The sequence below is a fragment of the Chryseobacterium sp. JV558 genome, from assembly GCF_033712365.1.
Taxonomy (GTDB): domain Bacteria; phylum Bacteroidota; class Bacteroidia; order Flavobacteriales; family Weeksellaceae; genus Chryseobacterium.
Genome location: NZ_WJHU01000010.1, coordinates 1 through 13,047, shown reverse-complemented (window position 1 = coordinate 13,047; position 13,047 = coordinate 1). Strand labels below are relative to the sequence as shown.

Genomic DNA, 13,047 nt, shown 5'->3' with positions numbered 1-13,047 from the left:
AAAATTAAATGTAGAGAACAGTTCTGGTGAATCAAAAGAAAGACGCCATCTTTATTAAAGTGGCGCCGTTTGGCTTTTGGTGACCAATACGAGCGTATCGTCAAACACTTTTATAGATGATTTAGTTCGTTTGAGCCAAATTAAAAAAGAATTAGCTATCTCCAATCTAGTATTTAACTTCTTGTAGTTATATATTCTCTTTCATTTTTTTCTTTAAGTGAAACCTAGTAATAAGGGGTTAAAAACACTTATTTACTATTGTCTTTTTTTATTTCTAATCTTAATGAATTTCTTTTACAAAATTTATTTTAGTGAATTCCTGATTACTTTTCTTTTAATATATACTTTTGATCAAATCATTAAATTCTTTTAGTTTAATAGGTTTGAACAGTAGAAGAGAATCATTGAAATAAATTGTTCCATCCATGTAATAAGGTATTGACATGTAGGAGGCAGGATCTCCGTTTCCTAATTTCAAATCTTTTCCAACCACTAAAAATGCTATAGGGTCGACAGTCTTTATATTATGCCTTGATATATAAGTATATCGACCTTTTAACGTATCTCCAAATATTGATCCAGTTATAGTGCCACTATCTTTGGTGTTATCGTGATGTTTAACTTGATATTTTCCGTAAAAAGAACTTTTTTCAATATTTACATTTAGTACAGCTGTATCTTTTTTATCTTTAGAGATAGATTTGTAATAATTATCTTGTTTCTCATTTTTACAACTAACGAGAGTAATTGCAAGTAAGATATAAATTAACCTCATAATTAGAATTTTTAATTAATAGATTTAAGGTGATTATAACTGTCAGATTAAGTATTGACTAATTCAATTTATTTCCGCTGAACATCCCCGTATTACTGTATTTGGCTTCTTTTTTTATCTGAAATAAAACCAAGTCACTTTCTTTAATGGCTTCAAGAAACAAATTTTCTTCCAGAATTACACTGTCTCCTTTTGCAATGATTTCATTTCCGATTTTAATTTCGCCGTTAAAGCAATAAATAAAATTGATGACTTTCTCATTCCCTTCAGGAACTTCCACTATTTTATCCTTTTGCAGCCTGATGTCAAAAATATTAGTTTCCACTCTTAATTTCAAAGAAGAATCAGCTCTGTTTCCGGCAACCAGTCTCCAGATGTTTTCACTGAAAATACTTTCAAATTGATGAAATTGAACTTGCGGTGGTAAATCATTTTCAGAAGGTCGCATAAAGATTTGAAGCATTTCAACATCTTCTTCGGCACTTTCTTCGTGTGACACTCCACTTCCGGCATTCATGAGCATCATATAAGAATTGTTCAGATGTTCTTTTTTATCTGTGCTGTCAAGATGAACCATCTTGCCGGAACGGATATAAGAAAAGATCTCATCATTCTGATGTGGATGCATTGGAACTAAACCGGGAGGTTTAAATAAAGCATGATCAATTCTTCCAATGGTTAAAAATCCAGTATCGTTTTTTCCGAGATTGGTTCCCGGATACAATATTTCAACGTGAAATGTCTGGTTGCCGTGTGTATGTTTTTCTGAAGCTCTAATGATTTTCATAAGATAAGTTTTAATTTTAAAAACAAAGAAACACCGCTTTTATATTTTGAAACGATGTTTCCTTTTGTAAATCAAATTTTATTGATAGTTTAAAATTCCAATTAGTTTTCCTCCGTTCGGGCTTGTCCAATCAATTGCCAGCTCCGAAATAATCTGGTCAACAGTAGTGATAATTGCTCCCGCCTGTCTCATTCTTTCCAAAGCTAAATTATCTCCATATTGGGTGTAAGAAGCCGATGCATCTGCAGAAACCTGTACTTCATAACCTTCATCCAACATCTGTAGAACTGGGAAAGTCACACAAATTTCTGTCGTAACACCTGCCACGAAAAGTTTTTTTCTACCTAGGGCCTTTACAGCTTCATTGAAACCTTCGTGATGCATTGCATTTACTATTCCCGGACGTTTGATTCGGGCGTCATACGCTTCAGGTAATATTTCCTGTAATTCAGGAATCAAAGGCCCCTGAGCGTGGTCTTCCATACTTGATGTCAAAATGACAGGAAGATTTAAGGCTTTTGCAATTTTTGCCAGTTTAATGGCATTTTGCTTTACCAAATTAATGTCGTGAGAATGTGTCCACGCCATTGTTCCTACTTGATGATCGATAAGAAGTATCGCTGCGTTTTCTGGGTTGAATGCTTTTGTGTGCATAGTAAATGTATTTAAATTAATATAATTTTATTCTGTACTTCAGCAGCATAAGTGCTTATTGTACAGGACAAAATTAGGCTGAGTTGATTCCTGAAAACGATGATATTTGATACAAAAAACCTGTGACAAATGTCAATGGGTTTTATTAAAGTTTTGATTTTTAAATATTTAATGGGGTTGTATGCTATTGGAAGTTAGTTTTAAAAAAAAAGAATAGAAAAATCATTTTAAATAAAAATTGCCAACTCTTTGAGAAATGCTGCCTAACTGTTGCTTTGTTCCAAGCTGCAACTTTCTACCGTGAATAATGACAAACAATTTTAAAACATATTATTATGGCAGGTATTAAAGCATTAAATCCGGGAAACTATCGGAAAAACAAAAAAACTTTTCCGAAATTGGTGTTTATTTCTAAAAATTAATCATATTTAGATTAGAAATTTAATTCTGAATAAAAATCGCCCTGAAAATCGAATAGGGTGATTTTTTAGTTTTTGTATTTTCAGATTAAATATAATTGATGACAATAAAACGAAATTTTTTAAATTTGGTAAATAATGATTTTCTTAATCGCCCCAAGAAACTAAAATGCACGAACCACTTTTTGATTATATTGAGCGCTACAGCAATTCAAGTCTTTCCTCAGAGGAAAAAGAAAATATCCAGTCGCTGTTGTTGCCCAAAAAATTAAGAAAAAAACAATATTTTCTTGAAGAAGGAAATGTTTGTCAATATACAGGTTTTATCCTAAAAGGTGCAACGAGACAATTTAGCGTAGACAGTCACGGGATTGAGTACATTCTGCAATTGGCGGTAGAGAACTGGTGGATTGTTGACCGACAAAGTTTTATGAATCTGACACCTTCCAAATATTATATCGAAGCTTGGGAAAACACTGAATTATTGATTTTACCAAGACCTAATCTTGATGCTTTTCTGGAGATTCCGTCAGTGAGAGATATGTTCTGGAAAATGAGCGAAAATAACCATATTGCTTCCCAAAAACGTATGGATGATGCGATAAGCCTCAATGCTTTGGAACGGTATGAAAGTTTTGTTCAGCTTCATCCCGATATGATTCAGAGATTTCCTTTGCATCAGATTGCTTCTTATTTAGGAATTTCCCGTGAAACGCTCAGCAGAATCAGAAAGCAGAGTCTTCGATAATTGAGTTCTGTCCCATTGATTGTGGCAAATTTTAATAATTGGATTATTTCTCTTTCGATTTTTCCGAACCCATTTCAGCTTTCACCTTCTCCCGATGCTGAATTCCCCATCGTGTCATTGCGCCAACCAATTCTTCTAAAGTCTGGCTGTAGGGCAGGAGTTCATATTCAATCGTTACAGGATAACCGTTTTCAATTTTTTTGACAATAAATCCATTCAGTTCCAGGTCTTTCAATTCGCTGGAAAGTACACGTGCCGAGATTCCGATGACTTGCTTCTGAATTTCTGTAAATCGCTTGTTTCCTCGCGCCATTGCGATAATTATCATTAACTTCCATTTTCCGCCGATAACATATAAAGCATCCGAAACTGCTGTTAAAACGGTATGGCATTCTTCCGTGAATGCCTTGTTATCTGTTTGATTTTCTGTTAGTTTTTTCATTATTGTTGTAATTGTTAGTTGGTAACCTTTAGGTAACAGCTAATAAAATGTAACCAAATATAGTATAATTTTGTCCAAGAATAATTACAGAAAGTAATTTTAAAATTTAATTGTAAACAACAAAATTATGACATTAGAAGTTTTAAAAACCAAGCAGGATTTAAGAGACTTAATTGACAATTATGCTTATCTGGGTGATGAGTGGAAAATCTCAGAAGTTATGGATTTATTTACTCCGGACGTTATTTATAAAGTTTATATGAATGGGGTGTTGGTTGCAAACATTTCGGGTAGAGAAAGTATGGAGAGTGATTTTAATCTGCACGCTTCACAAGTAAAAACCTATTTCACATTAAACGGTCAGCATTCTACAAAAATTGATGGCGAAACGGCAACGGGAATTTCATTTTCTCAGATTAAAATGACTCGGGAAAATGAAGGTAAGGATGTTTTAACAGATTATAGCGTGAAATATGAAGACATATATGTTTTCCAAAATGAGAAATGGCTGATTAAAGAAAGAACCGGGTATTTCGTAATGATCGAATCGAGAACTATTTCATAATACGAAATTGTAAAGTATTAAGTCTTTTCAAGCGATAGAATTTTTTGTTTCGACAGAGAATTCTATTGGCGTTTTACTTCTGTAATTATTTTAAAACTGATTAGTTTGATTTTCTTAACTTTGAAAAATGAAAGAAAAGGTAGAAAGAGTTGTTTCGGAGTTTAATACTGAATTAAAACTAAAAGGTTTCCGTGCATTCCAGATTGAGCAGGACGGAAGCGAAACCCGTGTCTATAGCAGAAAAGAATTCTATAAAATCTGCCTTACGACTGGGAAAAGTAAGATTCATTATTCTGATAAAAGTTTTGAGCAGGAAGGAACAGTGCTTTTTTTCGGAAATCCACATATTCCGTATTCATGGGAAACCATTTCAACAACTTATAAAGGCTATACCATTCTTTTTTCTGAGGAATTTTTTAAAAATTCTGAACGCTCCGAAAGTTTACAACAGTCTTCTTTCTTTAAAATCGGGGGAACTCCCGTTCTGAAAATTACTGAAGAGCAGAGACTCTTTCTCAATACCATTTTTCAGAAGATGATTGCAGAGCAGGAAAGTGATTATGTATACAAGGACGAGCTGATACGCAATTATATAAGCCTGATTATCCATGAATCTTTAAAACTGGAACCTGCAGAAGATTTTGAACAGAATAAGAATGCGGCATCAAGATTATCATCCGTTTTTCTGGAACTGTTGGAAAGACAATTTCCTGTTGAAACTACAGCCCAATCTCTGCAATTGAAATCAGCTCAGGATTTTGCAAAAAACCTGAATGTTCATGTCAATTATCTCAATCGTGCCGTAAAAGAGGTTACCGGAAAATCCACAACGGCACATATCACGGAACGCATTCTCACAGAAGCAAAAGCATTGCTGCAACATACGGATTGGAATGTGTCAGAAATAGCTTTCGCATTGGGATTCGATTATCCAACGTATTTTAATAATTCCTTTAAAAAACAGACCGGAACCAATCCAAAAGCATTTCGTTTGACTGAAGTTTGAATTTCTTAATTTTTGGTTTGATAATCGTTATCCTCTGAAAGCAATCCGAAAGTAACTTTGCTCTATCATAATGAGAAGTTATATGGAAAGTAAAAATAGCGGGATTGGGATTAAAAAAATAGCTTACGCAGGTTGTCTGGGTGCGGTCAGTATCATAAGTACCGAGTTTGGGATCATTGGTATTTTACCACAAGTGGCCTCACATTACAAGATCGGAATTGACACCGCTGGTTTATTACTCAGTGCGTTTGCCTTAACAATCTTCCTTATCGGACCTTTTCTGGTTCTTCTAACATCTGGTATTGATAGAAAAAAGATGATGCTTTGGGCCATTTCTCTTTTTCTAATATCCAATATTATTTCAGCATTTGCACCGCCTTTTTGGCTTTTGGTTGTGTTGCGAATCTTTCCTGCAATTTTGCAACCTGTCTTTTTTTCGGCGGCAGTTGGAACTGTTATCCATTCTTCATCAAAACAAGAACAGCATAAATTGATGGGAATTGTAATTGGCGGAATTGCTTTAGCGCAGGTAACCGTTATTCCATTGAGCACTTATGTGTCGAGTCTTTACGGATGGCAAATAAGTTTTGTTATTCAGGGAATTATTTCACTCATTGCTTTAGCAGGCATTTTTACCTTCATTCCATCAATGCCTGTAAAAGAGAAACTATCCTATGGAAGCCAGTTACTAATTTTAAAAAAGCCAAAGTTTATTATCAGTATTGTATTCAATGTACTGTTGATTTCGGCTTGGTTCTCAACGTATAGCTATTTCGCCGACTATTTAGGAAAAGTAAAAATGATGAATGGTCAACAAGTAAGTTATATGCTTTTGCTTTTCGGTATAGCTGGAGTAATTGCCAATTGGTTATCAGGAAAATTACTGTCAAAGAATATTGTCCGAACAACCGCATTTTTCTTATTAGGAACCATAGTATTACCTGTGATTTTGCAGTTTTCAGGGGAGAATTTTTATGTACAACTTTTTGTGGTTGCAATTTGGGGAATTATGTACGGTCCGGCTTTCTTAACTGCCATTTCTTATATGATTGATGCTGCACCAGAAGCTCCAGAATTCGCTAATAGTTTGCAGTCTTCCTTTGGAAATCTGGGTGTTTCAACAGGAACAATTGTTGGCGGATGGTTTATTGCAAACCTGGGAATTTCTTCTATTCCGTGGGTGGGAGCCGGATTTGGGATATTGGCAGTTTTAACGATGGTTGTTCGAGAAATTCTCGATAAACAAACTGAATTAAAACTAAAGTCAGCAACATCATAAATTTTACCCTACAAATAACAGATTAAGTAATTAAAACAAATATTAAAATGAAAAAAACAATTCTATTCACCGTGCTTTTCTTGGCAATCGTCGGAAAATCATTTGCACAAAATAAAAAATCAAACTCAAAAAAAATGAATACAACAGAACATTATACTTTCCAGCTAAGCGATAAAGTAACCCGAAAAGCCGTTACCTTCAAAAACCGTTACGGAATAACACTTTCCGGAGATTTATACCTTCCAAAAAATGCAGGAAATGAAAAATTGGCAGCGTTGGCGATCAGCGGACCGTTTGGTGCAGTGAAAGAACAATCTTCCGGTTTGTATGCCAATCAAATGGCAGAGAGAGGTTTTGCTGTTATCGCTTTTGACCCTTCTTACACAGGTGAAAGTAGTGGTGAACCAAGAAATATAGCTTCACCAGATATCAATACCGAAGATTTCAGTGCGGCAGTTGATTTCTTAGGGCTTCAAAATAATGTCGACCGAAATAAAATCGGAATCATCGGCATTTGTGGGTTTGGAGGAATGGCGCTGAATGCTACTGCGATAGACAAACGAATAAAAGCCGTTGCGACTACAAGTATGTACGATATGACGAGAGTGATTTCAAAAGGATATAACGACATTGTCACACTAGAACAAAGAACAAAAACGCTTGAAGATCTGAACCAACAAAGATGGAAAGATGCAGAAACTGGCGAACCTGAATATCCGAAAAGTCATTTACCTGAAAAATTAAGCGGCGATGAACCTCAGTTTGTAAAAGAATATTATGATTATTACAAAACGCCAAGAGGGTTTCACGAGCGTTCGGTAAATTCAACAAAAGGGTGGAGATTAACAAGCGCTATTTCCTTTATGAATATGCCGTTGTTAAGCTATATTAAGGAGATTTCACCAAGACCAATGTTGCTGATTGCAGGTGAAAACGCACACTCAAAATATTTTTCTGAAGATATTTATAAAATGGCTACGGAACCAAAAGAACTAATGATTATCCCCAATGCAGTTCACGTGGATTTATATGACAAAGTGGATGTGATTCCTTTTGATAAGTTGGATAATTTCTTCAAAATCAATTTAAAATAATGTTTAAATGGAAGAAAATAACAATTAGAATTCAAGAAGAAAATTTATTCAGCAGACAGCGTTAGCAAGTGCAGGTTTGATGCTGATAAATCCGCTCGACATTTTAGCACAAAATAATCCATCAAAAAGGATGAGTAAAAATATAAAATCCAGAGGCTACGCAGGAAAAGACGAAAACGGAAAACTTGAAAGTTGGAATTTTGAACGCAGGTCTGTTGGTGACAATGATATTTTAATAGAAATCAAATATTCAGGAATCTGCCATTCGGATATTCATACGATTAAAGGTCATTGGGGAAAACAAGCCTATCCGCAAGTTCCGGGTCATGAAATTGCAGGAATTGTGACGGCTGTCGGGAAAAACGTAACCAAATTTAAAGTCGGTGACAAAGCAGGCGTTGGCTGTATGGTCGATAGCTGTATGAAATGTGACAGCTGTAAAAACGGCGAAGAACACCATTGTGAAACCACAGGAATGGTAGGAACGTACGGCGCACCGGATAAAACATCGCCTTCCGGAATTACGCAAGGTGGATATGCCAACAACATTGTTGTAACAGAACATTTTGCTATTAAAATTCCAGAAAGTATGGATCTGAAATATGCTGCACCATTGCTTTGCGCAGGGATCACAACGTATTCGCCAATGATGAAAATCAATTTCAAAAAAGGCGACAGAATTGGTGTAATTGGCATTGGTGGTTTGGGACATCTTGCTGTGAAATTGGCGGTTTCAAAAGGTGCTGAAGTGTACGCTTTTACCACTTCACCTTCAAAAGTAAACGACATCAAAAGTTTTGGTGCGAAAGAAGTGATTGTTGTGAAATCGGCGGCGGATTTACAGCCTTACAAAGGCAAGTTAGATTTTATGATTTCCACGGTTCCGTATGCTTATGATATGTCGCCTTACATCGATTGTGTGAAAAAATACGGCTATTTTACACAGGTCGGACAACCGATAAACGGAGAATTAACGATTAATAATTTTAATATGATTTTCAATCGTGTCAACTTTAACGGTTCTCTGATTGGTGGCATTCCGGAAACGCAAGAAGTAATGGATTACTGTGCAGAAAACAAAATCTATCCTCAGATACAAGTTATTAAAGCCAGTGAAATCAACGATGCATGGAACAAAGTTGTGAATAAAGAAGCACGTTACCGATATGTGATTGATGCGACAACTTTCTAATTTTAAATGAAATATAAATTACAAAATCAAAAATAAAATGGAAAACCAAGTAATATTCATAACTGGTGGCGCAATCGGAATGGGACAAGCAGTTGCTGTTATGGCAGCTGAAAGAGGTGCAAAAGTAGTGGTTGCAGATATTAATGAAGATGCGGCACAAAAAACAGTCGAAAAAATAAAAGCTTTTGGAGGCGAAGCTTCCGCGGTGAAATGTGATGTTTCATCCGCCAAAGATGTAGAATTTGCCATTAATTTTGTGGTAGAAAAATACGGAAGACTGGATGCTGCATTCAATAATGCAGGAATTCAGCCGCGTCCTTCTAAACTTGCAGACTTACCAGAAGATGAATATGACAGAGTAATGAGCATTAATCTAAAAGGTACTTTTCTAACGATGAAATATGAGCTTTTGCAAATGCAGAAACAGGGAAGTGGTGCGATTGTCAATAATTCTTCTATCGGCGGATTGGTTGCAGGAGCGGGAAGAGCGGCTTATCATGCCACAAAACACGGTGTTTTGGGATTGACGAAAAGTGCAGCCGTAGAATATGCACCGGAAGGAATCAGAATCAACGCGGTTTGTCCCGGAACAATTGAAACGCCAATGGTCGAAGAAATGTTTGCGTTGGGCGACCTTGACGAAAGTGCTTCTAAAGATTGGGCGCCCATTAAAAGATTAGGCAAAGCAAGTGAAGTGGCAGAAACAGTGCTTTGGTTGTTCAGTCCGGCTTCCAGCTATATTATCGGTCAGCCGATATCTGTTGATGGCGGAATCAGCATTACATAAAATTAGAAGGGTTTGTTTCGGCAAGCCCTTATCTGTTTATCCACTCAAATCAGTAAAAATGGTAAGCAATTCCGTAATCAATATAACTAAAAATGATTGTATTGTCGGAACTTTGTCATACGGCTGATTTTGAGTAAATTCTATTCGAAATAATGAAATATTTAACCATCATTCTTTTAGCGCTCAGTCCAACTGTAATCGCACAAAATAAAGTAAATTCAAACAAAATAAAATCTAACAAAATGAGTACAAACATTCCTACAATAAGTGATTTTCCGACAGGTGAAGAAAACACTGCTTTTGCACAATATTTTATCGGCAAATCCTATCTGGCGCCTCTTACAAACAATAAAGATTTAAATGTTCCTGTTTCCAATGTTACATTTGAACCGGGTTGTCGCAACAATTGGCACAGTCACACTGGCGGACAGCTTTTGATTGTTGTAGGTGGCGAAGGTTTATATCAGGAAAGAGGAAAATCCGCACGACGTTTAAAAGCTGGTGATATTGTGGAAATTGCTCCGAATGTTGAGCATTGGCACGGTGCAACTGCCGAAAGCTGGTTCTCGCATTTAGCAACGAATGGTAATCCGCAAACCAATCAGAATACTTGGCTGGAAGCTGTCTCTGATGAAGAATTTGCCCAAGCCAACAAAAAATAATGTTTTATAATGAGCAAAAATAAGTTTCTACCATGGATCATTCTTTTTGTTCTCACCTTAAGTATTACAAAAATGAATGCACAGGAAAATAAAACCAATCAAAATCTGAATGCTAAAGAACAAAGTCTGGTAAAGATTTCTTCACTTACAGCAACTGGAAATCTTGAAATTTTGAAAGTTCAACTGAATGCCGGTTTAGATTCAGGTTTAATGATTAATGAAATTAAAGAAGCGTTGGTTCAATTGTATGCATATTGTGGCTTTCCGAGAAGTCTGAATGCGATTAATACTTTTAAAACGGTTTTAGACGAAAGAAAATCAAAAGGTATTAATGATATTGAAGGAAAGAAAATCATCATTGAAAATAATGTAGCCGATAGATACGAACAAGGCAGAAAAACACTTGAAGAACTCACAAAAACTCCACAATCAAAGCCAGCACCAGTTTTTGGAGAATTTGCTCCAAGAATTGATGCTTTTCTGAAAGAACATTTATTTGCTGATATTTTTGTGAGTGATGTTTTAACTTATCAGCAAAGAGAATTGGTAACGATTTCTGCTTTGGCTTCCTTGGATGGAGTAGAAGGACAGTTGCAATCACATATCAATATCGGGAAGAATACCGGAATTACTGAAAATCAGTTAGGACAATTGGCTGATTTGATACAGGAATCTGTCAGTAAAACTCAGGCAAATACGGTTCGGAAAATTATCGGAGAACCACTTGTTCAGATTATCGAAAATGATATGATGGTTCGTATTTCCGAGATTGAAATTGTTCCTGAATTTTTGAAAGAATATAATTCTATTCTGAAAGAAGAAGCTTCTACTTCAGTAAAATCAGAGAAAGGTGTAGTTGCTATTTTCCCAATGTATCAAAAGGAAAATCCAGCTCAGGTAAGGATTGTAGAAATCTATGCTGACAAAGAGGCGTATCAGTTTCATTTGCAGACACCCCATTTTTTGAAGTACAAGTCGTCAACTTTAAAAATGGTAAAATCCCTAAGATTAATAGATATGGAAAGTCTTGACAAAGAGACGATGTCAACGATTTTTGGAAAAATAAATTAAAATTTAATTTCTGAAATCATACTCAAATAATAGCTAACGCTTTATATTTTTCGATAAAATTCTAGTTGCAAATATATAAATTTTACGGTTCTGTTTAGATTCAATTTTAATAAAAATAAGAATGGATTTTATTGATATATTTGAAAAAATAATAAAAATGAAAGATTTTTTCATAATGGAAAAAACTATAAAAATCAATGTGATTACTATTGATGGAAAGAGAATAACAAAATCTATTTTCAACCAATTAAATGTCAGCTCTCCATTTACTCACGATATTAACGGTTATAGTTTTAACGGAGAAAAAATTTTAGGATATGTTAGTGATAAAGGATATTGGTTGATATATGCTGAAAATGAAAAAATATATCGATATAATCTTAGTAGAATGTTTGCCATAGCTCAATTAAGCTCTACATCAGATTATTCAAGATTAAAAGAACTTTTCCATTTATATGGTTATTTTGGAGACAATATTATAAATGAGGATTATAAACATTTTAATGAAATAGGTATTTGGAATTATTCATTAGGAAAAGTACTAAACAAAGATATTTTGCAGAAAGTTGAAAATTTAATTCTTGATGCCCATAACTGGAAAACAGAAATTTTAAACCACCAAATATTTATCTAATGTCTAACAGTCTGAAAATAAAAATAAAAGAATATTACAAGCTTTTAATGTATACAATAACGAAATTGGACAAATTGGAGAAAAGTTTATGTTCTTGTGAACAAGGCGAAGAGTTATACATACATGAGCGAATTGAAAATGAGCAAAATAAATTTTCTGATATTTTTAAAAAATTATATTTCATAATTGTAGAATTTTTAGAGCAAAATAATTCTAGTCAAATATTAAATATTTTTAAGGCATCTTACGACGAAATTTTCATAAAATATTATAAATTATTATTTTATGAGTTTGATGATGATTATGGTGAATATTTTTATTACTCACCAAAATTATATTTATTACCTACTATTTTAGAACCATTTGATATTTTGAATGAAAAAGATGTATTATCAATAGATTATCTTGAGAATATTTTGAATAATACAGAGTATTTACTTAAGAATTTCAATATTGTAATTGATAATGAAACAAGTATTAATAGAAGTATTAGAACAATATTGTACAGTGTCTTTAATGATGTTTCAAATATACATGAACCTTTTAGTAAAATAGCAAAATGTTATAAACCAGATATTCTAATTCCGTCATTAAAAACCTGCATAGAATATAAATTTGCAAAGGATGAAACAAGGCTTATAAATACTATTGGAGAAATATATGAAGATGTCCATGGTTATTCAAATCATCCAAATTATAACCTGTTCTATGCTGTTTTTTACTTTCAGAATCCTTATTCATTTCCGCAAAATAGATTTAATGAGATTATTAAAGAAAAAAAGTTTCCAAAAGAATGGAAATTGTTATTGATTAATGGTAATTAAATAATCACCTTATTATTTTCTTATAATTGAAGATTGTTGTATTTCAACTTTATACCCGCAACGGAGAGGGGTAACTCTCTATAACGTTTCTAAGTGTCTGGTCGGGAC

Annotated in this window: 15 protein-coding genes; 11 read left to right on the top strand and 4 right to left on the bottom strand. The window is 34.2% G+C overall.

Annotation, left to right across the window (positions count from 1 at the left end):
• Positions 1-334: 334 nt before the first annotated feature.
• The 3 genes from GFU89_RS21705 to GFU89_RS21695 form a co-directional block, all read right to left on the bottom strand.
• Positions 335-775, bottom strand: a complete 441-nt coding sequence (locus GFU89_RS21705) for a hypothetical protein (RefSeq protein WP_318849111.1) — start codon at positions 773-775, stop codon at positions 335-337.
• A gap of 58 nt (positions 776-833) precedes the next feature.
• The gene (locus GFU89_RS21700) at positions 834-1,562 is read right to left on the bottom strand and encodes a pirin family protein (RefSeq protein WP_318849110.1); all 729 of its coding nucleotides are present in this window, start codon (positions 1,560-1,562) and stop codon (positions 834-836) included.
• Between the two features lie 78 nt (positions 1,563-1,640).
• Positions 1,641-2,216, bottom strand: coding sequence for an isochorismatase family protein (locus GFU89_RS21695; RefSeq protein ID WP_318849109.1), 576 nt, complete (start codon positions 2,214-2,216; stop codon positions 1,641-1,643).
• Between the two features lie 588 nt (positions 2,217-2,804).
• Between GFU89_RS21695 and GFU89_RS21690 the strand changes: the two genes are divergently transcribed.
• Positions 2,805-3,383, top strand: coding sequence for a Crp/Fnr family transcriptional regulator (locus GFU89_RS21690; RefSeq protein WP_318849108.1), 579 nt, complete (start codon positions 2,805-2,807; stop codon positions 3,381-3,383).
• A gap of 43 nt (positions 3,384-3,426) precedes the next feature.
• Here the strand turns inward: GFU89_RS21690 and GFU89_RS21685 are convergent, their stop codons facing one another.
• The gene (locus GFU89_RS21685; RefSeq protein ID WP_318849107.1) at positions 3,427-3,825 is read right to left on the bottom strand and encodes a helix-turn-helix domain-containing protein; all 399 of its coding nucleotides are present in this window, start codon (positions 3,823-3,825) and stop codon (positions 3,427-3,429) included.
• Positions 3,826-3,952: 127 nt separating this feature from the next.
• On the opposite strand from GFU89_RS21685, the gene GFU89_RS21680 reads away from it, so the two are divergent.
• The 10 genes from GFU89_RS21680 (at position 3,953) to GFU89_RS21635 (ending at position 12,939) form a co-directional block, all read left to right on the top strand.
• Entirely contained in the window at positions 3,953-4,390 is a 438-nt protein-coding gene (locus GFU89_RS21680; protein WP_318849106.1) for a nuclear transport factor 2 family protein, read from the top strand.
• A gap of 127 nt (positions 4,391-4,517) precedes the next feature.
• Positions 4,518-5,396 carry a helix-turn-helix transcriptional regulator gene (locus GFU89_RS21675; protein ID WP_318849105.1) on the top strand — a complete coding sequence of 293 codons (879 nt, stop codon included), beginning with the start codon at positions 4,518-4,520 and terminating at the stop codon, positions 5,394-5,396.
• Positions 5,397-5,478: 82 nt separating this feature from the next.
• On the top strand, positions 5,479-6,675 hold the full coding sequence (locus tag GFU89_RS21670; RefSeq protein WP_318849104.1) for an MFS transporter: 1,197 nt from the start codon (positions 5,479-5,481) through the stop codon (positions 6,673-6,675).
• 134 nt (positions 6,676-6,809) lie between these two features.
• Positions 6,810-7,769 (top strand): alpha/beta hydrolase, encoded by a 960-nt coding sequence (locus GFU89_RS21665; protein WP_318849103.1) that lies wholly within the window; start codon positions 6,810-6,812, stop codon positions 7,767-7,769.
• Positions 7,770-7,899: 130 nt separating this feature from the next.
• Positions 7,900-8,961, top strand: a complete 1,062-nt coding sequence (locus GFU89_RS21660; RefSeq protein WP_318849102.1) for an NAD(P)-dependent alcohol dehydrogenase — start codon at positions 7,900-7,902, stop codon at positions 8,959-8,961.
• Positions 8,962-8,998: 37 nt separating this feature from the next.
• Positions 8,999-9,748, top strand: a complete 750-nt coding sequence (locus GFU89_RS21655; protein ID WP_318849101.1) for an SDR family NAD(P)-dependent oxidoreductase — start codon at positions 8,999-9,001, stop codon at positions 9,746-9,748.
• 152 nt (positions 9,749-9,900) lie between these two features.
• Positions 9,901-10,410: a cupin domain-containing protein gene (locus tag GFU89_RS21650; protein ID WP_318849100.1), complete on the top strand. Its 510-nt coding sequence runs from the start codon at positions 9,901-9,903 to the stop codon at positions 10,408-10,410.
• A 9-nt stretch (positions 10,411-10,419) separates the two neighbouring features.
• Positions 10,420-11,481 (top strand): carboxymuconolactone decarboxylase family protein, encoded by a 1,062-nt coding sequence (locus tag GFU89_RS21645; protein WP_318849099.1) that lies wholly within the window; start codon positions 10,420-10,422, stop codon positions 11,479-11,481.
• 121 nt (positions 11,482-11,602) lie between these two features.
• Complete coding sequence (locus tag GFU89_RS21640) at positions 11,603-12,115, top strand: hypothetical protein (RefSeq protein WP_318849098.1); 513 nt, start codon at positions 11,603-11,605, stop codon at positions 12,113-12,115.
• A complete protein-coding gene (locus GFU89_RS21635) occupies positions 12,115-12,939 on the top strand; it encodes a hypothetical protein (RefSeq protein ID WP_318849097.1) in 825 nt (274 codons plus the stop codon). The genes GFU89_RS21640 and GFU89_RS21635 overlap by 1 nt, the downstream gene beginning before the upstream one ends.
• Positions 12,940-13,047 lie beyond the last annotated feature (108 nt).

Coding starts and splice junctions, on each gene's coding strand:
- GFU89_RS21695 (WP_318849109.1), bottom strand. CDS start 2,216: ATGCACACAAAAGCATTCAACCCAGAAAACGCAGCGATACTTCTTATC.
- GFU89_RS21645 (WP_318849099.1), top strand. CDS start 10,420: ATGAGCAAAAATAAGTTTCTACCATGGATCATTCTTTTTGTTCTCACC.
- GFU89_RS21655 (WP_318849101.1), top strand. CDS start 8,999: ATGGAAAACCAAGTAATATTCATAACTGGTGGCGCAATCGGAATGGGA.
- GFU89_RS21670 (WP_318849104.1), top strand. CDS start 5,479: ATGGAAAGTAAAAATAGCGGGATTGGGATTAAAAAAATAGCTTACGCA.
- GFU89_RS21675 (WP_318849105.1), top strand. CDS start 4,518: ATGAAAGAAAAGGTAGAAAGAGTTGTTTCGGAGTTTAATACTGAATTA.
- GFU89_RS21650 (WP_318849100.1), top strand. CDS start 9,901: ATGAAATATTTAACCATCATTCTTTTAGCGCTCAGTCCAACTGTAATC.
- GFU89_RS21685 (WP_318849107.1), bottom strand. CDS start 3,825: ATGAAAAAACTAACAGAAAATCAAACAGATAACAAGGCATTCACGGAA.
- GFU89_RS21640 (WP_318849098.1), top strand. CDS start 11,603: ATGGATTTTATTGATATATTTGAAAAAATAATAAAAATGAAAGATTTT.
- GFU89_RS21635 (WP_318849097.1), top strand. CDS start 12,115: ATGTCTAACAGTCTGAAAATAAAAATAAAAGAATATTACAAGCTTTTA.
- GFU89_RS21660 (WP_318849102.1), top strand. CDS start 7,900: ATGAGTAAAAATATAAAATCCAGAGGCTACGCAGGAAAAGACGAAAAC.
- GFU89_RS21700 (WP_318849110.1), bottom strand. CDS start 1,562: ATGAAAATCATTAGAGCTTCAGAAAAACATACACACGGCAACCAGACA.
- GFU89_RS21680 (WP_318849106.1), top strand. CDS start 3,953: ATGACATTAGAAGTTTTAAAAACCAAGCAGGATTTAAGAGACTTAATT.
- GFU89_RS21705 (WP_318849111.1), bottom strand. CDS start 775: ATGAGGTTAATTTATATCTTACTTGCAATTACTCTCGTTAGTTGTAAA.
- GFU89_RS21665 (WP_318849103.1), top strand. CDS start 6,810: ATGAATACAACAGAACATTATACTTTCCAGCTAAGCGATAAAGTAACC.
- GFU89_RS21690 (WP_318849108.1), top strand. CDS start 2,805: ATGCACGAACCACTTTTTGATTATATTGAGCGCTACAGCAATTCAAGT.